The organism is Methanoregula sp. (assembly GCA_041645435.1).
Lineage (GTDB): Archaea > Halobacteriota > Methanomicrobia > Methanomicrobiales > Methanospirillaceae > Methanoregula.
In genome coordinates this window covers 95,061-115,890 of the sequence record JBAZQB010000001.1, presented here as the reverse complement: position 1 = coordinate 115,890, position 20,830 = coordinate 95,061, and the positions used below count along the sequence as shown (strand labels likewise).

Here is a 20,830-nt window from a genome sequence, read left to right as displayed (position 1 = left end):
CATTTCTTGAAATTGAATGTGAGCATTCGCTCAATAATGTAAGTAAAATAAATATAAATACGATTGGGTGGAACCTTTCTTCCATTATGTCAGCAGACGTAACGAAGATGCTCAAGAAAATTGAGGCGGACAAAGTCAAATTCATTCGTCTCCAGTTCACGGATATCCAGGGGATGCCAAAAAATGTTGCTATCCCTTCCATCCAGGCTGAAAAAGCCCTTACGGAAGGTATCTGGTTTGATGGATCATCTGTTGAAGGATTCGCACGGATTGAAGAATCCGATATGATCCTAAAACCGGACCCGGCAACGTATGCCGTCCTCCCGTGGAGACCGCAGGAAGGAAAGGTCGCCCGGTTTATCTGCGATGTGCAGACGTACGGAAACAAGCCTTTTGACGGGGACCCCCGGTACATCCTGCGCAAGACCATGGCTGAAGCCGCAAAGATGGGGTATACCTTCAACACCGGACCTGAACTTGAGTTTTTCCTGTTCAAGATGTACGATGGTGTGCCCACTACGGAGTTTGAAGATCATGGGGCTTACTTTGATCTCGCACCTACCGATTCAGCAGAAGATGTCCGGCGCGATGTTGTCCTTGCCCTGAGTGACATGGGATTCGAGATCGAAGCATCCCACCACGAAGTCGCTGACAGCCAGCACGAGATTGATTTCAAATATGGTGATGCGCTCACCACCGCTGACCGTGTGATCACGTTCAAATTTGCAACCAAGTCGATTGCCCTGCAGTATGGGCTCCATGCATCATTCATGGCAAAGCCGATTGCCGGTATCAACGGCAGCGGGATGCACACCCACGGGTCACTTTCCAAGAACGGTAAGAATGCATTCTTTGATGCCAATGCTGAACTTCAGATCTCCGATACCGCGATGTACTACATTGGCGGTCTCTTAAAGCATGCAAAGGCAATCACGCGTGTCGCCAATCCGACTATCAACTCCTACAAGCGTCTCGTTCCGGGTTATGAAGCACCCTGTTATCTTTCCTGGAGTGCCGCCAACCGTTCTGCCCTTGTCCGGGTTCCCGCAGCCCGCGGCAACAGCACCCGTGCAGAATTCCGCAGCCCTGATCCGATGTGCAACCCGTACCTTACCTTTGCCTGCATGCTCGCAGCAGGTCTTGACGGGATCAAGAATAAGATCATGCCACCGGAATCAACGAATACCAACATCTATCACCTCAATGCAAAAGACAGGAAGAGACTTCATATCGAAATGCTCCCCGCAAGCCTTGCTGAAGCGAATGCTGCAATGCTTAAGGATGAGGTCATCTGCAAGACTCTTGGCGACCATGTTGTTGAGAACTTAACCCGTATTGCAGAGATGGAAACCGATGCCTTCCGGCTCGCAGTTCACCCGTGGGAACTGGACCGTTACCTGGCAACATACTAATCAAAAAAAATTAAAATTTTTTATCGGCAAGGTTCGGACTTGTAATCCAGTAACTTACTGTCGACCGTTCTAAAATCCGGGATATAATCGGGGAATAATGGCTATTTTGTACTTAGTGGCGTTTGTCATACCATTCCGGTATGGGGTAAGCCACAAGTCAGAATAGTCTCTTCCAAAGGAACGGTTACCCGTAGGAAAAAAACTATCAAAGGTGAAAGACATGGCTATGGATACTGGTGTTACAGTCTGGCTCATGGTCTCGGCAATGCTTGTTATGCTGATGACCCCCGGAGTCGGGCTTTTTTATGGCGGATTAGTAAGAAAGAAGAATTTTATTTCGATGCTTGCCCTCTCGTTTGTAGTGCTCGCCCTGGTGAGTATCCACTGGGTTTTGATAGGGTACTCGCTTGCATTCGGTCCTGACATCGGCGGAATTATTGGCAATCTGGATTACCTGGGGCTCAATGGGGTCAGCGCGGATGCAGGATCCGGGACATACCCCCCGCTGGTATTTATGGCGTTCCAGCTCTTTTTTGCCTCAGTCACCGTGACAATTGTTACTTCAGCGGTTGCCGAACGTATCAAGTTCTCATCGTTCCTCGTTTTTGTTATTGTATGGCTTACACTCGTATACTGTCCCCTTGCACACTGGGCATGGGGCGGGGGATGGGCACAACAACTGGGCCTTATCGATTTTGCCGGGGGAACGGTTGTTGAGATCTGTTCGGGTTTTGCAGCTCTTGCACTGGCACTGGTCATTAAAAACCGGGCCGGATATGGCGAGTATGCCTTTGAACCCCACAACATTCCAATGGCACTTATCGGCGCAGCTCTTTTGTGGTTTGGCTGGTTTGGGTTCAATGCAGGAAGTGCCCTTGCAGTAAACGGTGTCGCTGCAACAGCATTCATCACGACAAACACTGCTGCAGCGGCGGGTGCGCTGGCTTGGATGTTTGTCAGCTGGTATCACGGAAAACCCAGTTCGCTCGGCATGGTGAGTGGGGCAATTGCAGGAATGGTTGCGATAACACCGGCAGCCGGTTTTGTCAGCCCACTGGTTTCAATCCTTATTGGAGCAGTTGCCGGAGTACTCTGTTATGGCATGATGCTCCTCCGTGTCAGGAAAAGATGTGACGAAAGTCTTGATGCATGGGCCATCCATGGTATGGGGGGTCTCTGGGGTACCCTGGCAACCGGCATTTTTGCTGCGGCAGCAATCGGGGGATTTTCAGGTTTGATTGAAGGCAATGTCCACCAGTTTATGGTGAATGCATTTTGTGCGGTTGCGGCAATGGTATTTGCCTTTGTCATGACGTACATTATTGCAACCGTCATTAACCATGTGATGGGTTTGAGAGTCAGCGAAAGTGAAGAGTATGTGGGTCTCGATATCTGCCAGCATGGAGAGCGAGTCTGAAATTCAGTTATTTTTACTAATCCTTTTTTTTGCTCTGTAGAATTTATTTAGAAAACTCTGACGACCGCTCTCGGGGGTTTCGCCCCCGCCACTAGGGCACCCCCCATTGCGATGACGATGTTTTACCTGTAACCTTACTCGGACTATCGCGCTGCGCCCGTCCCCCCCTAACTGGGGACTTGTGGCGCAAGAGGGGGGGGCAATATATTATTAAAAAAAAATTTTACAGAGCATTTTTTTTAAAATTTGTTTTAATTTATTGACTGGAGAAAGTTTTTTTGAATAAGCGGAATCGACGTACAATAGATATATTTTTATGCGTAGGAATACAACTTCCTTCTAACAACATCACTAAACAAAAAAGAGAGAACTGATCAAAATGACGACAGCCATCCCGCTAACAATGAATTCACCGGACTTTCTATCCGGCTTTGGTCGGGTGGAAGTCTTTACAGGTTCTCTTACACGATCGAAATCAGGGATTATGGAGAGATACCTTAATCATCACTCATGACAATGCAAATTTTATTTTTACAGGTGAACTAAAATGGCAATTGATACTGGAGCAACTGCATGGATCCTCGCTTCAACGGCGCTCGTGATGCTTATGACGCCAGCGGTGGGATTCTTCTATGGGGGGCTCGTGCGCAGGAAAAATCTGATCTCCATGATCACCCTGTCGTTCGTCGCCTTTGCCCTTGTAAGTATCCAGTGGGTAGTGATAGGGTACTCACTGGCGTTTGGAAATGATCCGGCTAATTCCCTCAACGGGTTTATCGGCAACCTGCAATACCTCGGGCTTAACAATGTGGGAATGGACCCCGGCCCTTACAGCACCGCTATACCCGGACTGCTGTTCATGGTATTCCAGCTCGTTTTTGCCACGGTAACGATGGCAATTGTGACTTCGGGTTTTGCAGAGCGTATTAAATTCAGTGCATATCTCGTGTTTGCACTTCTCTGGACCACGATCGTGTACGATCCCCTGGCCCACTGGGTGTGGGGTGGAGGTTGGGCTGCACAGTTCGGTGCGCTTGACTTTGCCGGTGGAACGGTCGTTCACATCAGCTCAGGATTTGCTGCACTTGCTCTTGCCCTGGTCATCGGAAAACGTGTTGGTTTTGGCAAGTATTCCATGGAACCCAACAACATCCCGTTAACGATCCTTGGCGCTGCCCTGCTCTGGTTCGGCTGGTTCGGGTTTAATGCGGGTAGTGCGCTTGGCGCAAACGGACTTGCAGCCCAGGCATTTGTGACCACAAACACCGCAGCAGCAGCAGGTGCAATGGCCTGGCTCCTCGTCAGCTGGCTTTATGGAAAACCCAGTTCGCTGGGGTTAGTCAGCGGCGCAATAGCCGGTCTTGTCGCAATCACGCCGGCAGCAGGGTATGTGACCCCGATGGCAGCGATTCTCATTGGTGCGATTGGCGGTGTGATATGCTATGGTATGCTGCTCTTCCGCATGAAAAAAGGTCTCGATGAGAGCCTCGATGCATGGGCGATTCATGGTATGGGTGGTCTCTGGGGAGCACTCGCAACAGGTATCTTTGCTGTCGCAGCAGTCAACGGTGCATCCGGCCTGCTTGAGGGGAACGTTCACCAGTTCGTTGCCAATGCGGCAGGTGCATTCGCGGCGGTCATCTACGCGTTTGTCGTCACCTACATCCTTGCAGTCATCATCGACAAAACTATTGGTCTGCGGGTCAAAGAGGAAGAAGAGTATGTCGGCCTTGATATCTCCCAGCACGGGGAGCGCTGCTGAAAAGGAGGATGCAACATGAAAATGATAAAAGCAATCATCAAACCGGAACGATTCGAGTTCGTAAAAAAGGCACTTGAGGACAAAGGTTTCAACGGTATGACCATCACCGAGGTGAAGGGAAGGGGCGAACAGAAGGGAATCACCCTGGAATACCGGGGGGGCCAGATGATCGTTGATCTCCTGCCTAAGATACAGCTTGAGATCGTTGTCCGGGACACCGATGTCGACAACCTCATCGCCACCATTACCGATTCAGCACGAACCGGAAAGATTGGCGATGGCAAGATTTTTGTCCTGCCGGTCGAGAAGTCGATCCGGATCCGGACCGGAGAGACTGAAACATAAGAAAAACAAGAATCAGATCAAATTTTTTTCACTAAACAGGGGCAGATTATTCTCGTTTTTATTAGCCCTTGCAAACACCGTATGCGACAATATTTTCTCGCGGATAAATGATCTGGATGTGAATAAAAAAAGGGTTATTGAAAATCCAGCAGGACCCGCAATTTCTGTTCAATGTGCGGAGATATCGGGTAATGAGATGGTATTGTCAATTGACCGGTATCCTGCTGTATTGCTTCTTCGAGATCGTCTTCAGAAATCCCATGTTTCTCATGATCCACCACTTCATGGAAGTAGATCTTGCCACCACCCGGCACTATCCGGCACAGGGAGCAGGACCCCTCCCCGGCACGGATATAATAATACGATGAACCAATCAGCGAAGACTGGTAGTCCTGCAACTGTTCAAGGATTGCCCGGTAGTCAGGTTCCGATGCATCCGGCATGATATACCGCGGCACGGGATCCACGCCGTTTATTTTTTTTGCGCTTGCCATTTTTTTCCCCTCCCTTCTTATCCCCTTCAACCCGTACATCCGGTACGGATCTAAGGTACGATGGAACTATCCTTCCATAGTATAAATAATTAACTACTACTTTTCAAAAAATGAATTTCACCTTTATAGCAGATTGTTATTTAGTATAATGGCGGAGATTTAATACTGCAATTATGATCCCGTGGCTGAATGTAAATTTTAAAAATTTCAAACCCAATGCCAAAATCGCCCTTAACGCCACGCGGCACATGAACAAGGTCGAGCGGAAAAAACTCTTCTCTCCGGACATTGAACCGATGCGGACTGCAGAAGGACGCTGGTTCGAAGCGATCGTATACGAGATGTTTTTAGAGATCTCAGAAAATTCAGACCGGATTAAATATCTTGCCATGAAAGGTGCAGATGCCCCCCGGCAGCGCGGGGATGTCCAGTTAGGCCAGAATGGTATTTTTTATTCAAAATATGGAGATATCACCGTCCGGGGAAACGGTCAGGATCTTGCGGAGTTTGACCTGCTCCTTGTCGACTCGGACAACCATATTGCATTTGCTGAAGTTGTCACATCGCCTGCAGACTTAAAAGAATTTGAAGCAGAAATTGAATTCAAGAAAAAACTTCTGGGTTACCTCTACAACCAGAAAGTGACCCCCTTCCTTTTAGTCTCCTCATTTGATCTGTCGAATTATTCTGTTGTCAAACGGCTGGCAAAGGACAAGACAAATGCGATCATTAACACCAGCTCGTGCGAACAGATCAAATCGCTGGTGAAACATTACCGCCCCCGCATCCTCTATAACAATCCCGAAAACCACCCGAAACTGATCCGGGCAACGGACATACCGACCAAAAACCCGTTTGATTACAAACGGTATCACGATGAAGTGCGCACCCAGTTTTTTACCGAGATCACAAAAACGGGGGGGAAGAAAAACATGGAAATTACAAGCCAGACCGGGCAGATCGTTAAAAAAGTGCTGTATGGCGGATTGTTCCCCCCTGCAATAAAATCTCTTTGTGATTGTTATGGACTTTCCGTGAAAGGAAAAAAGATCGAGTATGCAGATTTTTCAAAATATTATTCGAAAGCGATTATTGCAACCGATCTTCCCGGATTTGAGCTGATCATCTACCTGCGATCAAAGCAGAAGAAAGAATACCATAAAATGGTGCAGGTCAGAGACGGGCACTTCAAATTCGAACGCCCGACACCGCCCAAGGTGGGATTCTTCCTCTGGTTAGAAGCGATCCAGCCGTCACTCGGTACGAGGATTACTCTCCAGGTACTCGATACGTTTTCGATAAAGGAACAGTCGCGGAAATGATGACGCCGGATTTATTTGATTTAAGAAAGAGCAACCTCGCAGATATTCTCTAAATCTGCTGTCTCGTAATCCAGATTATATCCTGCCGGGTTTAATTCTGTCTGCACTGTTTGACCACCGTTGGGGAAGCCAACGCTGGCCGTGGGGCAAAAGCCCCATTGAGCGTACCTTTACTTGGATCTTCACTCCTGCTAAAACACGCGCCTGGACATCAGCCCGCCGTTCTCGCACCCGGCTCCACGAACAAACTTACATCGTTCACTCTCCGAAACCTGATTTTTTCTTACCCTCCCCGGAAAAAAAGAGCCTCATATTGGCATTCCGGCAGGGTTTCCGGGGCCCAGATGGGCTAAACCATGTGGCAGAAATTGCCTCGGTTTAATGGCCTTTGGTGAGCGTTATACGAGGGCGTTTCCGCCCGCATTTTGACAAACAGGGCAAAATTTAAGCGTTTTTTCCACGCGAACCGAAACGAGCCGATTTACGGGGGATTTTTGGACAGGGTTTTAGTAAAAGGAGCCCGAATTGGGCTTATTTACCCTCAGGCTTCCGGACCCACATATGCCCGGGGTTCCCGACGGAGGAATAAAAAGAAAGAACAGGTAGTCACCCCCCCTCTCCCCCATCACCTTCCCCGCACCCCAGCTCCCGGATCCTACCCATCCCTATATTCAGGAATAAAAAAACAATGGCATCATTCCAGGAGCAGCCCCCGCCCCGCGGGCATTGAACCAGAGGGAGTACCCGGCCGCAGAGAAAATCTTCTCAATCTGCTCCACTGGTCCATAGAAAAAATTCCAGAGATTGTTGTTCTTCCCGGCCGCGAAAGGGATCATGGGATCCATGGGGAGCAACGCAATACCATTGATCGGTTTTCAGGACCAGACACATTCAGGGGCGTGACAGTGCCGGAACAATTTCGTATAGACCCGGTCGTGCCGCATTCATCGCACGGCTGGTTTCGGGTACGGTTCGTAATGTTTCCATCACCGATGCAACCGCGACCGCTCCTCCGCTTGCCTTTGCAAAAAACAAAAGATGCGATCATCTCCCGGTAACCAAACGTTGATAATTCCTCCCAACAATGAAAGATGAGACACTACATGACGGACTCGGCACTTTCACGGATCATCGATGTCATTGTCCGTACGCTCGACCCGGATACCATCATCCTGTTCGGATCGCGTGCACGAGGAGACGCACGGGAAGATTCCGATTTCGACATCTGCGTCTTGAAAGACGGTATTACCCAAAGGCGCCCGCTGGCACGCAAACTGTATCGTGCGCTCTATGGCGTAGGCGTCCCGGTTGAACTGATTGTGGAAGCCTCGGATATATTCTCGAAAAACAAGGATAACCCGTATCTCATCTATCGTGACATTGCCCGGGACGGAAAGATCATTTATGAAAAACCGCACGCTGGTTGAACAATGGCTCAGCCGTGCTCAAAGTAATCTTGACCGGGCACGGGCAGGAAAGGTACGGGAGACCATTCTGTACGAAGACCTCTGTTTTGATTGCCAGCAGGCTGTAGAGAAATCGCTCAAAGCATTGCTGGTGGCAGAAGACCAGGAGAGCCCGCATACCCATATCATCGCCCGCCTGCTTGAAACTCTTGAACAGGGCGGTGTGAAAATTCCTGAGGATGTGAAATCTGCCGTAGACCTCACCGAGTATGCGGTTCACACCCGTTATCCCGGACTCTATGAACCGGTCACTGCTGAAGAGTTCCAGGAAGCACTGGCAGTAGCTGAGCGAGTGCATGAATGGGTGAATACCCTGCTCAAATCACTGGCAGGCAACTAAATGTCCGAAAAGAGCTGCCTTAAACCCGTAGATAGGTGATGTCCGCACTGCTCTAAGCACATAAGAACGGGTATCACCCCGCCATCTCCCCCATCACCTTCCCCGCCAGCCGCCTCGCCTCCCTGGCCCGCTTCCCCACAAGCCGGTCCTCCTGCTCAAACACCGGGTCGATCTGGTCCCGGATACTCCAGCGCTGCGAACCGTCATCTCCCATCGAACACCATACCGACAACCGGTACAGGCACAGCTCCTGATCCTCTTGTTCCTGGAGCTTGCGGAAGAGCCGGGTTCTCACGTGATGGTCCAGCACCATGACCGTTCCTTCGCAGATATCCGAGAGCAGGCTCATTCTCTCCTTCATCCACGGTGAGGTGAGTGCCTTCTCGTTGCACGCGGCAAGATAATCGATCGTGAGCGAATCCTTTCCTTCGAACACCTCCACCATCCCGACTGCCTGGATCTCAAGGACCATGAACTCCTCTCCCTCCAGCAGCCCCCGGCGGGCTTCTTCCTCGGTCTGTTCTTTGATTGCCGGCCGGTATTTTATTTCCGTGAGAATCTCATACGTATCTTCAGGCATGCATCTCCCTCCTTTTTTTTTATAACACCAGTCACATAATTGTTCACGCAGCGCATCATCAGGCATTGCATTCCGCAGCGATAATCCGCACATCAACTCCCGGATCCTGGCTCTGTCCTGTGGTGAGAAAAATGTCCGGTCAGCCATGCCCGTCACCTTCCACCCGGGCAGCGCCCTCCTGCTTAACCCTCTGCACATATTCGTCACGGGTCTCCACAACAACAGTATATCGATGGTGAAACCGCTTTTCGACCGTGATGAGGAAGACCGCTTCGCGTTTCTTCTTAATCTGGTCCGCGATCGCTTTTGGGATCAGGAAGAGCGGGATACCCTCGATATTCTCGATCGCAGCTACCGGGCACCCTGCCTCACCGGGCATATGCCACCACCTCGCGGATCTCCTTTGGCAGCACTTCGTAGCAGTGGATCGAACCGTTCGTAGACACGACCCAGACCTCGCAGCGGATATACCCATTGCCCGGGTCCATTGTCATCAGCGAACGGAACTGGCAGATCTCAAACCGGCAGAACGATGCAACGTACGGCCCGCTCACCGAGCCCTTCGCCAGCCGCAGTTTCACCGCAAGCGTCTCGTAATCGCTCCGCATCCCTACGAGATGGAGCGGGATATACTGCGAGAGAAAACTGCTCCCGACCGGCAGGAACGGCTCGTAGCCCCGCGAGATGAGCAGCTCCATGGCCCGTTCCCGTGCGGTGTTGAACGCACTCCGGGCAATCATGCTGCACGCCCCTGCTGTAGCCCGACCTGTTCTTCGGGTGAAAGAATTTCGCGTATCCCGTCACGGGTAATCTCAAAGACCAGGAACCTGTTCGAGGGAACGGAGATCCAGACTTCGAACCGCGAGGGATTGGCCTCCCCCTGGACATGATCGAAGAATTTCTTCGTGCAGCGGATCTCATCACGACAGAAAACCGCTGCCTCGGCCGGTGACATGATCGGGTGCAGGGAGATCTTCAGCTTCACCATCACGACATCGAAGATCCCTTCGCTAAGTTCCCTTGCAGCCATGAGATCGTACGCGGAGTACCGGGAACTCCGGGTATCACTCACGATCAACGGCTCATAGCCCTTGGTCAGGAGAATGGTGCCGGCCTGCTGTTTCAGTGCATTCATGCGGTGAACGGCAGTCATGCTGCGCCTCCGGCGTGGGAAATGGCGTGGCTGTGGAGCGAGAGTTTCGGGATCTCCCGCACGCTCTCTTGTTGTACCTCGAAACACCGGAAACCGTACGACAGGGAATACACCCAGATCTCGCAGTGGAGCCCGGTCTCTCCCGGATGGCGCGAGAGATGCTTGCGGAACATCGCGATATCACCGGCGTATTTTGTCGCAATGGTGTCAACGGCAACAGGCGAATGGGATATTTTCCGTATCCTGATATACCGCGTCTCGTTAAGTCCCCTGGATGCGACAAGGTGGGCCGGGGGCAGCCGCTTGTCGAATCCGACCGGGGGTATGACCCGGACCGTGAACCCGTGGATCTGAAGGAGTTCCTTTGCTCCCTGCTCGATCAGCGTGCAGCGTCGGCTGGTCATGCCCACACTCCTCCAAGGGGGCACTGGATAAGAACAGCACCGGTCCGGTTATCCATGAGCTGGTCCGGCTGGACCTCTACGGCAAAATGTTTGCCGAGGGTCGTTACCAGGATCTCGTAGTGCTCGCCGGGTTTCGGTGGATTGTTCTTCATCTGTTTCCGGAGGACACGGATCTCATCTTCACAGTACCGGGCAACTTCCGCGATAGTACTGAGGGTGTTGGGGCAGATCTTCAGTTTCACATGGAGAATCTCTCCGGTGAACCGCGTGCAGACAAACGTCTCGGGTGCATCGCGCTCCCGGAGCGAGACAGAGCGGATCAATGCGTAACCGCGATGATTGAGGTACTGGGCAGCCTTCCGTGAGATCGTGTGAAGCGCACTTGGTGTCATGCTGCACACCGCCCTGCCACAATGGTACTGCAGTTGCTCCGTGCCGGGACCCGGGATCGCTTATCTTCTGTTATTGCGATCTTTCCGTACCCGAATTCGACGATGATTTTTCCACTACTGGAGAGGCCCGTAAGTTTTTCGTTCGCCTCTGTTTTTGCCTGATTAATCCTCGAGGGCTTGTTGGCAGATGTGTTCTGCATAATTTCCACCGATTTTTTCCTGATGTTCACCCGCACTTTCCTTTAAACGAGAGGGACTTTGGAACGGCCACTCGTTCATGTTGTTTAAAAAAGACGACGGCACCCGGTGTTTCCGGGTAGAGCCCGGGCTGGAATTCCGATCGATGATGCCTGCTTTTTTATTCGGCAGGTCCCCTGTCGGATGACAGCCACAAGAACTACTCAGGTACCGGATACCGGCGTCTGACTATTACCAAAAAACGTGAAGAGCGAAAATATCGGGGCGTGGCCGCTCGTGATCCTGTACCGCAGCCCCAGGTTCAATGCCTGTACTGCACCGGTTGGGATTACGTATCCGGAGAACGGAAGGTACGCTGAAACGGAGGGGGTAACCCGGTGATAGGTGACGGAAACAAATCCGGCCTTAATGGCCTTTGCCGTCTTTTTCAGCCTCATTTTCAGGTACGCTGCGATTTCCCGGAACATTGTAATAAACAAAACTGGATTATTCGCATATTTAAATTACCCGTAACCTGCGGGTTATACGAATCGTTTTTGGGAAAAATCTGCCCGTACGATTGTTATTTTGGGATTTTTACTGGAGAATTTCCCGTGCGCGGCTGAAATTTTCTGGAAATTTGCTGAATATGATGAATCTTGTGGTTAAATGGGATTTCGGGAGCGGGAGGTGCCGCAAAAGTTTGAGGAAGTTCAATGAGATTTTTGAAGTCTTGCCCGGTAAAACTTTACTCATTCTGCACACACGCTCGGACGGCCGCATCGAACGTTTTTTCAAATTGCCAAAACCCAAATTTTGATCCCATCCCCGAAAAAAAAGAGCCCCCCTATTCGCATTCCGGCAGGGTTTCCGGGCCCGGATGGGATAAACTAGGTGGCGAAAAAAGCCTCGGCCCAAAGGCCCTTGGCGGGCTTTGGGCGAGGTCGTTTCCACCATTATTTTGGCAATCGGGGCGATATTCAGGCATATTCTCCACAGGAACCCCAAATAGGGAATTATCGGGGTTTTCCGGTATTGACCAGAATCTGAAAACAGGAAAAGAAGCCCGTATAGGGCTTATTTACCCCTAGGGTCATTACCCCCCGATTATCGGGTCACTCTGACAAAGGATAAATAAGGGGAAAATGCGTTTCATCCCCCCATCCCTGTAATTATCCCCACCACCTGCTGCGCCGTCACCGGATCCACCACCCGGGCCACCACCAGCCCGGCCATCATAACGATCAAGGTCCAGAATATTCATCATTCATCCCCTCGTAGCATTGACCGGCAACGGGAATGGCTCGCTGTCTGTTCCCGGTTTCTTCCCGTAAAAGATCCAGACGGGCGTACATACGTTTGGCGGCGTCGGCTGGGCTGAAGCATCGGGAAGATGTGACTCGATATGGTATCCGAACTCTACGCGGATTATATGATAATCAAGAATACTGCACTGGAGCGGGATGAGCAGGTCCTGCCGGTTGAGCTTTTCCCATGCCTCTTCTGCGGTGATAACCGGGATTTCACCGGCATATGCAAGGGTGCTCCAGTCTTTGGAAATATCCAGAAGTTCCCCATTTTCTCCGAGTGAGACCGCGATCCCGGAACCCATGACCGGAAAGCCGTTTACTAACTGGCTGTACGCGACCCGGGTATACTGTGGATATTGTTCCTCGACCGTCCCGGTCTTGAGATTGTATTTTTTCATGAACACCTGTTCGGTTCTTTCAAGGACCGCATCAGCAGGGAGCCCTCCGTATTTTTCGAGCGCTTTTTCAGCCAGCCCGGAGCCTTCTTCCAGCGACGGGATCTGCTTTTTCACGGTAAGAGAGGCGCCGGTGCCGGAAGAAAATTTCTGCACGGATACCACCCGGTACAGCGGGACGGTTGCGGGAGATGCTGGCAGTGGGACTTCAAGGGTGATCGAGCGGTTGTGCGCGATGGGATCGGGGGGTGATCCCGCCAGTGGCGGAGGATTCAGGCTGCTGACCAGTGATGCACCAATCAGTACCGCTATAACAAGAACCAGGAGAGATATCCCGACGCCCATCCCAATCACGATAACGATTTTTTTCACCGGGTATTTCTTTTGAAGGTAGATTATCATGAGACAAAAAAGCACGCCGATTCCAACGATGATGAACGATTCGGTAACTCCCGTTCGCCCGTACAGGACAATGCCAAGAAAATATGTAGAAAAGATCAGGAATGTTAAAACTCCGGTCATAAACGAGAGATTACTTTCAGTGAATTTTTTCATCATAACCGTTTAGACACATCCTCTTTGTTCTTCTGGTTCACTATCAGGTACCCGATGAGCAGAATTACCGGAATGACAACCAGGACAATAAGTTCTGCCCAGAATATGGTCCAGCCCAACTCGTTTCGCATGTTCTGCTGGCTGGAAAACACCGGCAGAATGAAAACGAACGCCAGGAACCCTAGGGACAGGATACTCCACAGGATCCTCCTGCTTTCATCTTTCAATAATAACAAAATCAGCAGTGCAGCAACGAACCCTTTTGAAAATAAGGCCACTCCGGCAGGCCACCCATTGAGCTTAATCCCAAAGAACCAGTCCTCCCAGTTGATGACGAACACAAAGAAGAATCCAGCTGCTACGAGTGTGAGGAATAAAATAAGATAGAGGCTGAGCAGGAAAGAAATGTTTTTTTTGTCCATCACTCTCTCCTAAGGTTTTTAATTGCTGCTGAGATGATTATGCACCCAATTGCGATGACAGGGAGTACAGCCGGTATCGGTGCAGGTTGCGTGCCGGGAGGAGTTATCAGGGTTGTAGTCGGGACCGTGGGGGACGATCTGGTCCCTGTTTCATCAATACCCGGTGCCGCAGCATTCAGGTACACCCCGTCAGGTGCGATCTGTGCGTGAAGGTCCGTGAGGTTGCTGTACTGCCGGATGTACACGGATACCGGTAGTTCCAGGTTTTTCCCATCCGACATTGACAACATGCGGTCATACATCTTACCAGACATGCGGATCACGGCGACTGGCTTATCCGGCGCGAGGTTTTTTTCATAATGCCATGTTGGGGACAACGTGGAATTGGTAAAATTTGCCGAAAAGTCGAGATATGAGAGGGGAACAGCAAGAATGCCCGGCTGCTTTACCCCGACGAACCGCTCGAACGTCTGCCCGGAGATGATGATGTTGATCATCTCCGACTCGGAAAGAGGAGTCGCCGGTTTTGAATCCTTAAAATATGAGGGGGGTATACAATGAGCGGGAGCGCCTGCTACTCCACACGGATTTGGGGTGGCCTGAACGCTGCTAGTCTGTTCTTCCCCGGATACCATTGGGACTATCGCTAAACTTACGAGTACCAGTATGAGAAGGATGATGCGAAATTCTGGTATTTTCATAGTAATCTCCTGAAAAATATGGCTGCACCGGCACAAATGACCAGTGCAGCGAACGGGATTGAGAGCGGCACCGGTGCGGGTTGTTGTGTGGGGGTTTGCGGCGTTGCATTCGAGGTTGCCGGAAAAATTCCTGTTGTCTGACGGGAAGTTGTGTTGGTATCGGGATAGATCTCAAATTGCCGGGCATCTCCCCAGACCTGACTGATACTGGAGAATGCTTCAACACGATACGTACCGGGAGTGCATCCGCTGGTGTTGAGAACATACGACCAATATTTTTGCGATGTCCGGTTGATTGTCGTGGCATGACCTCCGGTATCCCCACAGGAAGGTTGCCGTGCGGTAATTTCTTTGGTGAGAATGTGAGGTTGGTACAGTAATTGAACATACAGGGGATTGTTTTCTGAAAGCACGCTTGTTCCGGTTATCGGAAACGTGTCCCCTACGGTATGATTGCTTACGGGATCGATATGTATCGATCCGCTATACAACGTAAAGAGGGTAGAGGCGGTTGCATTACCCGTGACCGCTGCCGCACTCACGAGATACTCATCTGCAAGCCAATGGGTGGTGTCGACCTGAAAACGCCAGGTGTTATCTCCCTTGTGGCTCCCCATGACGGAGACTATCCCGGTCGTGCCTTGCTGCATACCTTCCGGTATCTTGAGGCCTGGTACGAATGAGGATGGCATGATCTGAACAAGGATTTCATCACCTTCAAAAAGGGTTGTCGTGCCATTGATCGCGAATTGATCTCCCACGGTATGATCCTCAATCGGATGAATGAGAATCGGCACTTTCTCAGGTTCTGTCCCATGAGCTGGTATGATGAAAAAAGATTCCTCCGCGTAGGTATCATTGACTGCGGGATCATTCAGCGCCTGGATAAGACTTGCATATGCAATCCGGCTGAAGGGAGTGTGTGGACCCGGCAATAAAGAGAAGATCTGTTGTTGTGATGCCGGCTTTTTTGTGTTTATCACCTCCCAGTCTCTCACCCTGATATCGTATAATCCCGGTTCGTGCGGAAACTGGAGTACAGCATGATAATTTCCCGGATCCATTTCCCGGGTTTTTTCCGGGAGTAATGAGATCGAGTAGGAACCATCGGATTCTACCTTTTGTAGGAAAAACAATACCTCAACGGGTCCAAAAATCCAGACCTGGATGTTCTCGTCTCCCGGCGCTGTTCCGGTCAGTATCCAGGGCTGTCCCTGACCTACAGTGGATGAAGGGACATTGATTGAATCATACAATGGAACTCCGGAAACTATTGAGATCAGGGTCCACAATATCACCGCTACCACTGAAGTAACCATGATGCATTTACGAAAAACCTTCATTTTTTTCTCCATGATTACTCCCCCTCGTGTTTTCGAATTGCTGCGATGATGGTAATACACGAGATCGCAAAAATGACAAGGGTGACCGGGAGCGGGGAGGGTAGAGGAGCAGTAACAGCGGGTGCTGGAGAATCACCGCTCACAACGGAAAGTTCCGGCTCATCAATAATTGTCGCATTGCCCCACCGGTTGAAAAAATACGTGGTATCAGATGTGCCAGCCGCAAAATACATGCCATCTTTTGCAACAGATACGTGCAATACTGATTTCGGTGTTCCATAATGCCAGAGTAACTTTCCCGTCTTATTAAAAACATAAACGCCATCTGAAGCACCCGCAATGATAACATTGCCGTCGTTGAAGAGTCCTACACTACTGATCATTGAATTATATTCATATTTCCAGAGAAGTGCCCCGGTTCTGTTGAACAACCGGACATAATACTGGGAGCCGGCAGCAGTATATCCTCCATCCGATGACACAGCCACGCTGGAATAATACGGACTGCTGTTGAACTGCCACATCAATGTTCCGTTGCGATCAAGTGAATAGAGATGGGAGTCACCTGCGCTCACGATGGACTCCCCCTCTGAAGATACTCCTACACTGGTAATACGCTGCTTCGTTGAATAATTCCAGGGAATTGTCCCGTCTTTTTCAAACGCATATATTCTGTTAGCGGGAGTCTGGGATCCGGCTATATGTATTCTATCAGTAATTGTACCTCCGGCTACTGCGTACGAACCATCGCCGGCAGCATCAAGAGTCCATGTTCGTCCCTGGGATACATTTTGCCCGATAATGGTACCATTCCGGTCAAACGAATACAGGTTCGGGCTGCCGGACGCATAGATTGAATTCCCGTCATCGGATATCGCAATACGTTCCACCGTGTAATCGCTGGTATAATCCCAGAGCACACTTCCGGTCCGGTTGAAAAAGAGAATTTCACCGTCTGCATAAAACGATGGTGCATCGGGATTGAGAAATACGGCGCCGACATAATCCCCGTTACCGGAGATCGCGATTGACCGGACCATTTTTTCGTCCCGCTGGAATGTCCAGAGGATCGTTCCGGTCTGATTATACAACCGGAGAATTCCTGTGTCGGAACCGGAAACAATATACTTCCCGTTCCCGGAACATTGGATGAGGACATCACGGGTTCCGGTCTGGTCCGACCAGACTGGGACCGGGGAGTTCCCGGTGTCAGCTGCATTCACGGGCAAAACCATTCCCGCCAGCAGCGCCCCCAGAAGTACCATCAGGATGACACGATGTAATCGTATGATTAACCACCTCTAACGTTTCTGCTCTTTTCGGAACACGATAATCACACTGCCAGCAAGAATAATGGTAAACAGGATAAACAGCGGATACAGGCGTCCGGGATGTGCAGTATCCGTGACAGGATATGACGTGGTCGTCCCGGCAATCACAAAACTCCCGTCGCTGGTTGCCTGGAGTGAGCGGGCATTTTCCCCGGACCAGCCGCCGTAGGTCCTGTTCCAGAGCTCTGCACCGGATCGATCCAGCCGGATGAGCCAGATATCCCCGTCCTTATCACCGATCATTGCATACCCGCCGTCCGGAACTTCAACTGCCAGTTCCGATCCTTTCGGTGCATAGGTCCCGAAATCATAGACCCGGTGCCAGAGAATATTGCCGGATCCATCGGTCTTCACGATCCACGGGCCAACGAGTGAATCCCCTTTGATTGCGTAGCCCGCAACAAGGAACCCGCCATCCGATGTCGGCAGAACCATTCTGGGCTCAACCGGTGAACTTTCGGTCAATGGCCGGGACCACACGAGGGTTCCCTGATTATCGAGCCGGATGAGTGTCGCCGAACTTGTAAATGTGTCAACCATACCCCCTTCCGTTGTTGCCAGCACCGCGATATAACCGCCATCCGGTGTCTGGTCGACACTTCGGATCCCATCCTGGCCGGAACCGCCAAAAGTCTGTTTCCAGAGAACCGTTCTGTCCGCACCGGTTTTAACGATAACGCCATCCGGAGAACGGTGTTCTTGTGACAGGAAACTCCCGGACACAACATACCCGCCGTCAGATGACCGGGTGACAGACGCCCCTTCTCCTGTTGGCAGGTCAGGGATGTCTTTTTCCCACTGTTTCGATCCGGTCTTATCGGTACGGATGAGCCACATTTTCGTTGACTCCCAGCCGGAATAATCATGCTTTCCCGTAAGGACAAAACCACCATCCGGCAGCTCTTGCACAGCATGGATTTCTGCAAGTCCATCCGAACCCACAATGACCCGCCCGGTTTTTTGACCATGGTCATCGAAGAACGTCAGCCATGCGTCGGAATGCTCGCCATTGTTCACAGCAGACCCTGCAACCACATATCCGCCGCTGTTCACCGTCCGAAGAGAGAAGGGTTCCTGCATCCGGTTATCACCGAAGCTCGTGTTCCAGAGTTCTTTCCCCAGTGCATCGGTCCTGACCAGCCAGCCGCTCTGAATGTACGGCTGCCGCCATGTGGTCTCCGGAGCGGGGGAAATGTCAGGGGTCTTCATGCCAAACAGATGCCGACCGGTTTCCGTGCCATCAGCCGTCATCTCGAGAGCCCATGTTCCCCATCCTTCACCAGTCCCTGACAGGACGAGCGATCCATCTGTGAGCCGGGACAGACTCCAGCTTCCCGACAGGATCTCCGTGTCAATCCCGGTAAAGGTCTTATCCCAGAGTACCGTGCCATCATTATCCAGGTTTACGAGATGGATCTCCCACGTGTCCGCAGCAACGGCCTCGCCAACAAGGAACCCGTTTTCGGGAGATTGGGCAATTGCCATGCCGCATTCGATCCCTTTGCCGGCGATCTTCCGGTTCCATATCTCGTTCCCTTCCGCATCAATCTTCACGACCCAGAAGTCATCGATGGTCAACCCCGGGGAGAAGGATGACCCGGTAAAAACGATCTCATCCTGGCGGGTGACCACTACCGATCGGGCTTCATCCTGCCCGCTCCCCCCAAACGTCTTCTCCCATACGAGATTACCGGCAGAATCGATCCTGATCAGGAGGGCCTCCTGAAGATTCCCCGAATTGGTATTCCTGACACCGGCAATAACCAGCCCTCCATTTGGGTATTCTGCAACGGACTCTGCCGAGTCAAAGACCTCGCCCCCGTACGTCCGGTTCCAGAGTTCGGTTCCCGAAGAATCGGTCCTGACGAGCCATGCCCCCTGTCCCTTATCGCTGAACGCATCGGATGTGCCCGCCAGTGCAAATCCCCCGCCACGCATCTCAATGACCGCGTTGATCCCGGTCGTCCATCCTTTGCCGAAGGTCTTGTTCCACAATTCCCTGCCTTCGGCATCGGTCCTGATCACCCATGCTCCCGTGCCGAACGATTCCGTTGACCCGAATACCAAGAACCCGCCATCGGACACTCCGATGACACCCCGGGCTTCATCTTTTTTATCGCCCCCGAATAACCGTTTCCATATAACGATATCGTTGCTGTCCCTTCTTTCCAGGGATATGTCCCCCCCACTGGTATACCGGTCTATCTGGTCTCCCACCGGCGTCTCGGGAGTCCCGGTAAGGACATACCCCCCGTCACCCGTCTTCACAACATCACGGTAATTGATCCCGGGATCTTCAGCCGCGAAGACCGGCCCGGCAAACAGGAGGAGCAGGATAACGACCACGATTAGCCGCATATGCGGGATTCGCGAGTGACTGCTCAAGGGACTTCACCTGCCGTGGCCGGTGATGATCGGAAATCCCGGCGTGTGACAAGGTACTTCCCGGTGGCAAATGCACATGCGGCAAGGATCATACCTCCTTCGGCAAAGGTCAGTATGGTAACCGGATCTGAGGTAAGACGCTCGCCCAGTTCGAATACGACAGCAATCAGTGACAGGATAAGATCGGCGGCAACTGCACCGGCAAGAAGAATGACGGGTTGCCAGGTTTTCCCGATACCCGGGGCGAAATACAGGAATGGCACCAGTACGGCAAATGCCATGATCGCCATCGTGAAAATGAAGAAATACACGACCAGCTCCAGGCCGGGGATTCCCATAAGCATCGAACCGATAAGGGAGAGCACGACCAGAGCAGCCACGGATATTCCCAGGGGAATCACCCTTCCGGGGATTCTCCTGAGTATCGTCATGAAAAAGACGGCTAGCCCGCCGATACCTGCAGCCGGCAGGAAAACGAACAGGGATGCCGCGACTGCGAGAAGGATCGACTGTTTCCGGGGATGGTCTGCAACAAGGCTGTGGACCTGCTGCAGGAACAGGATGGCACCGAATACCGCAGCAGCGATCACCATTGCCGCGAGAAACGGGCTGAGCCCGGTGAAGAACACAATATAGGGAATCCCGGAGATATCCGGGTATGTTCCCATATGAGGGCCTAAAGCTATGAACATATTATGCAGGTAGATACCGGTCACTGCGATCATGGCGGCAGCAAAGACTGCATGCCATTCCCGTTTCAGGGTGAGATGTTTTCGGATGAGCGGGAACGGCGTTATCACTCCCATCGCGAGGATACATGCCTGGGGGATAACTTGGATGATGGTGATGAACGAGCCCAGCAGGAGAAAGTCGTTTGCGCTCAGCGATGTATACATGAATGCCTGGAACGGGCGTTCTCCCGCAATGAAAACGAGCGCGACCGCAACGGGAATGACCACATGCAACCATTTCTGCGGGGTCCTTCCGATAAGATAAGAGAACAACGATGCCAGGGCTGCAACCGGGAGTGCCATGACTCCCATCATTCCGGTAATAAAGAGGAATGCAACGATAATCATTGGGTCGAAAAGGGGGGAATACATTACATCACCGTGAGAAATATT

Annotated in this window: 24 protein-coding genes; 7 read left to right on the top strand and 17 right to left on the bottom strand. The window is 51.5% G+C overall.

The window, feature by feature from the left end; genetic code table 11:
- Positions 1-86: 86 nt before the first annotated feature.
- The 4 genes from WC593_00600 to WC593_00585 all read left to right on the top strand — a co-directional run bounded on the left by WC593_00600 (position 87) and on the right by WC593_00585 (position 4,936).
- Positions 87-1,412: a glutamine synthetase family protein gene (locus tag WC593_00600; protein ID MFA4823634.1), complete on the top strand. Its 1,326-nt coding sequence runs from the start codon at positions 87-89 to the stop codon at positions 1,410-1,412.
- 220 nt (positions 1,413-1,632) lie between these two features.
- Positions 1,633-2,829, top strand: coding sequence for an ammonium transporter (locus WC593_00595; GenBank protein MFA4823633.1), 1,197 nt, complete (start codon positions 1,633-1,635; stop codon positions 2,827-2,829).
- Between the two features lie 547 nt (positions 2,830-3,376).
- The gene (locus WC593_00590; protein MFA4823632.1) at positions 3,377-4,591 is read left to right on the top strand and encodes an ammonium transporter; all 1,215 of its coding nucleotides are present in this window, start codon (positions 3,377-3,379) and stop codon (positions 4,589-4,591) included.
- Positions 4,592-4,606: 15 nt separating this feature from the next.
- On the top strand, positions 4,607-4,936 hold the full coding sequence (locus WC593_00585) for a P-II family nitrogen regulator (protein MFA4823631.1): 330 nt from the start codon (positions 4,607-4,609) through the stop codon (positions 4,934-4,936).
- 134 nt (positions 4,937-5,070) lie between these two features.
- Here WC593_00585 and WC593_00580 read toward each other — a convergent pair whose 3' ends face one another.
- The gene (locus tag WC593_00580; protein MFA4823630.1) at positions 5,071-5,430 is read right to left on the bottom strand and encodes a hypothetical protein; all 360 of its coding nucleotides are present in this window, start codon (positions 5,428-5,430) and stop codon (positions 5,071-5,073) included.
- Between the two features lie 173 nt (positions 5,431-5,603).
- Here WC593_00580 and WC593_00575 point away from each other — a divergent pair, with 173 nt between their 5' ends.
- The gene (locus WC593_00575) at positions 5,604-6,752 is read left to right on the top strand and encodes a hypothetical protein (GenBank protein MFA4823629.1); all 1,149 of its coding nucleotides are present in this window, start codon (positions 5,604-5,606) and stop codon (positions 6,750-6,752) included.
- 891 nt (positions 6,753-7,643) lie between these two features.
- Here WC593_00575 and WC593_00570 read toward each other — a convergent pair.
- Positions 7,644-7,787, bottom strand: coding sequence for a hypothetical protein (locus WC593_00570; GenBank protein MFA4823628.1), 144 nt, complete (start codon positions 7,785-7,787; stop codon positions 7,644-7,646).
- Positions 7,788-7,855: 68 nt separating this feature from the next.
- Here WC593_00570 and WC593_00565 point away from each other — a divergent pair, with 68 nt between their 5' ends.
- Positions 7,856-8,179 carry a nucleotidyltransferase domain-containing protein gene (locus tag WC593_00565; protein ID MFA4823627.1) on the top strand — a complete coding sequence of 108 codons (324 nt, stop codon included), beginning with the start codon at positions 7,856-7,858 and terminating at the stop codon, positions 8,177-8,179.
- Positions 8,157-8,558, top strand: coding sequence for a HEPN domain-containing protein (locus WC593_00560; protein ID MFA4823626.1), 402 nt, complete (start codon positions 8,157-8,159; stop codon positions 8,556-8,558). Before WC593_00565 ends, WC593_00560 begins: the two co-directional genes overlap by 23 nt.
- 73 nt (positions 8,559-8,631) lie before the next feature.
- Here WC593_00560 and WC593_00555 read toward each other — a convergent pair whose 3' ends face one another.
- The 15 genes from WC593_00555 to WC593_00485 form a co-directional block, all read right to left on the bottom strand.
- A complete protein-coding gene (locus WC593_00555) occupies positions 8,632-9,285 on the bottom strand; it encodes a hypothetical protein (GenBank protein ID MFA4823625.1) in 654 nt (217 codons plus the stop codon).
- On the bottom strand, positions 9,278-9,517 hold the full coding sequence (locus tag WC593_00550; GenBank protein ID MFA4823624.1) for a hypothetical protein: 240 nt from the start codon (positions 9,515-9,517) through the stop codon (positions 9,278-9,280). Before WC593_00550 ends, WC593_00555 begins: the two co-directional genes overlap by 8 nt.
- Entirely contained in the window at positions 9,507-9,878 is a 372-nt protein-coding gene (locus tag WC593_00545; GenBank protein MFA4823623.1) for a hypothetical protein, read from the bottom strand. Before WC593_00545 ends, WC593_00550 begins: the two co-directional genes overlap by 11 nt.
- Positions 9,875-10,291: a hypothetical protein gene (locus tag WC593_00540; GenBank protein MFA4823622.1), complete on the bottom strand. Its 417-nt coding sequence runs from the start codon at positions 10,289-10,291 to the stop codon at positions 9,875-9,877. Before WC593_00540 ends, WC593_00545 begins: the two co-directional genes overlap by 4 nt.
- Positions 10,288-10,695 carry a hypothetical protein gene (locus WC593_00535; GenBank protein ID MFA4823621.1) on the bottom strand — a complete coding sequence of 136 codons (408 nt, stop codon included), beginning with the start codon at positions 10,693-10,695 and terminating at the stop codon, positions 10,288-10,290. The genes WC593_00540 and WC593_00535 overlap by 4 nt, the downstream gene beginning before the upstream one ends.
- Complete coding sequence (locus tag WC593_00530; protein ID MFA4823620.1) at positions 10,692-11,087, bottom strand: hypothetical protein; 396 nt, start codon at positions 11,085-11,087, stop codon at positions 10,692-10,694. The genes WC593_00535 and WC593_00530 overlap by 4 nt, the downstream gene beginning before the upstream one ends.
- Positions 11,084-11,287: a hypothetical protein gene (locus WC593_00525; GenBank protein ID MFA4823619.1), complete on the bottom strand. Its 204-nt coding sequence runs from the start codon at positions 11,285-11,287 to the stop codon at positions 11,084-11,086. Before WC593_00525 ends, WC593_00530 begins: the two co-directional genes overlap by 4 nt.
- Positions 11,288-11,488: 201 nt before the next feature.
- On the bottom strand, positions 11,489-11,752 hold the full coding sequence (locus tag WC593_00520; protein MFA4823618.1) for a hypothetical protein: 264 nt from the start codon (positions 11,750-11,752) through the stop codon (positions 11,489-11,491).
- Positions 11,753-12,531: 779 nt separating this feature from the next.
- The gene (locus tag WC593_00515; protein ID MFA4823617.1) at positions 12,532-13,527 is read right to left on the bottom strand and encodes a hypothetical protein; all 996 of its coding nucleotides are present in this window, start codon (positions 13,525-13,527) and stop codon (positions 12,532-12,534) included.
- Complete coding sequence (locus WC593_00510) at positions 13,524-13,946, bottom strand: hypothetical protein (protein MFA4823616.1); 423 nt, start codon at positions 13,944-13,946, stop codon at positions 13,524-13,526. Before WC593_00510 ends, WC593_00515 begins: the two co-directional genes overlap by 4 nt.
- A complete protein-coding gene (locus WC593_00505) occupies positions 13,946-14,443 on the bottom strand; it encodes a hypothetical protein (GenBank protein MFA4823615.1) in 498 nt (165 codons plus the stop codon). The genes WC593_00510 and WC593_00505 overlap by 1 nt, the downstream gene beginning before the upstream one ends.
- A 200-nt stretch (positions 14,444-14,643) precedes the next feature.
- Positions 14,644-16,002: a hypothetical protein gene (locus WC593_00500; GenBank protein MFA4823614.1), complete on the bottom strand. Its 1,359-nt coding sequence runs from the start codon at positions 16,000-16,002 to the stop codon at positions 14,644-14,646.
- A 2-nt stretch (positions 16,003-16,004) separates the two neighbouring features.
- Positions 16,005-17,255, bottom strand: a complete 1,251-nt coding sequence (locus WC593_00495; protein ID MFA4823613.1) for a PQQ-binding-like beta-propeller repeat protein — start codon at positions 17,253-17,255, stop codon at positions 16,005-16,007.
- Positions 17,256-17,291: 36 nt separating this feature from the next.
- Positions 17,292-19,706 carry a hypothetical protein gene (locus WC593_00490; protein ID MFA4823612.1) on the bottom strand — a complete coding sequence of 805 codons (2,415 nt, stop codon included), beginning with the start codon at positions 19,704-19,706 and terminating at the stop codon, positions 17,292-17,294.
- Positions 19,703-20,809, bottom strand: coding sequence for a hypothetical protein (locus tag WC593_00485; GenBank protein MFA4823611.1), 1,107 nt, complete (start codon positions 20,807-20,809; stop codon positions 19,703-19,705). Before WC593_00485 ends, WC593_00490 begins: the two co-directional genes overlap by 4 nt.
- Positions 20,810-20,830 lie beyond the last annotated feature (21 nt).

Bases quoted from the DNA above. Each gene is read 5' to 3' on its own strand.
- WC593_00565 (MFA4823627.1), top strand. From the start codon at position 7,856: ATGACGGACTCGGCACTTTCACGGATCATCGATGTCATTGTCCGTACG.
- WC593_00505 (MFA4823615.1), bottom strand. From the start codon at position 14,443: ATGATCAACATCATCATCTCCGGGCAGACGTTCGAGCGGTTCGTCGGG.
- WC593_00575 (MFA4823629.1), top strand. From the start codon at position 5,604: ATGATCCCGTGGCTGAATGTAAATTTTAAAAATTTCAAACCCAATGCC.
- WC593_00550 (MFA4823624.1), bottom strand. From the start codon at position 9,517: ATGCCCGGTGAGGCAGGGTGCCCGGTAGCTGCGATCGAGAATATCGAG.
- WC593_00545 (MFA4823623.1), bottom strand. From the start codon at position 9,878: ATGATTGCCCGGAGTGCGTTCAACACCGCACGGGAACGGGCCATGGAG.
- WC593_00500 (MFA4823614.1), bottom strand. From the start codon at position 16,002: ATGGAGAAAAAAATGAAGGTTTTTCGTAAATGCATCATGGTTACTTCA.
- WC593_00485 (MFA4823611.1), bottom strand. From the start codon at position 20,809: ATGTATTCCCCCCTTTTCGACCCAATGATTATCGTTGCATTCCTCTTT.
- WC593_00515 (MFA4823617.1), bottom strand. From the start codon at position 13,527: ATGATGAAAAAATTCACTGAAAGTAATCTCTCGTTTATGACCGGAGTT.
- WC593_00595 (MFA4823633.1), top strand. From the start codon at position 1,633: ATGGCTATGGATACTGGTGTTACAGTCTGGCTCATGGTCTCGGCAATG.
- WC593_00520 (MFA4823618.1), bottom strand. From the start codon at position 11,752: ATGTTCCGGGAAATCGCAGCGTACCTGAAAATGAGGCTGAAAAAGACG.
- WC593_00555 (MFA4823625.1), bottom strand. From the start codon at position 9,285: ATGGCTGACCGGACATTTTTCTCACCACAGGACAGAGCCAGGATCCGG.
- WC593_00530 (MFA4823620.1), bottom strand. From the start codon at position 11,087: ATGACACCAAGTGCGCTTCACACGATCTCACGGAAGGCTGCCCAGTAC.
- WC593_00495 (MFA4823613.1), bottom strand. From the start codon at position 17,255: ATGGTACTTCTGGGGGCGCTGCTGGCGGGAATGGTTTTGCCCGTGAAT.
- WC593_00540 (MFA4823622.1), bottom strand. From the start codon at position 10,291: ATGACTGCCGTTCACCGCATGAATGCACTGAAACAGCAGGCCGGCACC.
- WC593_00510 (MFA4823616.1), bottom strand. From the start codon at position 13,946: ATGGACAAAAAAAACATTTCTTTCCTGCTCAGCCTCTATCTTATTTTA.
- WC593_00600 (MFA4823634.1), top strand. From the start codon at position 87: ATGTCAGCAGACGTAACGAAGATGCTCAAGAAAATTGAGGCGGACAAA.
- WC593_00585 (MFA4823631.1), top strand. From the start codon at position 4,607: ATGAAAATGATAAAAGCAATCATCAAACCGGAACGATTCGAGTTCGTA.
- WC593_00590 (MFA4823632.1), top strand. From the start codon at position 3,377: ATGGCAATTGATACTGGAGCAACTGCATGGATCCTCGCTTCAACGGCG.
- WC593_00580 (MFA4823630.1), bottom strand. From the start codon at position 5,430: ATGGCAAGCGCAAAAAAAATAAACGGCGTGGATCCCGTGCCGCGGTAT.
- WC593_00525 (MFA4823619.1), bottom strand. From the start codon at position 11,287: ATGCAGAACACATCTGCCAACAAGCCCTCGAGGATTAATCAGGCAAAA.
- WC593_00560 (MFA4823626.1), top strand. From the start codon at position 8,157: ATGAAAAACCGCACGCTGGTTGAACAATGGCTCAGCCGTGCTCAAAGT.
- WC593_00535 (MFA4823621.1), bottom strand. From the start codon at position 10,695: ATGACCAGCCGACGCTGCACGCTGATCGAGCAGGGAGCAAAGGAACTC.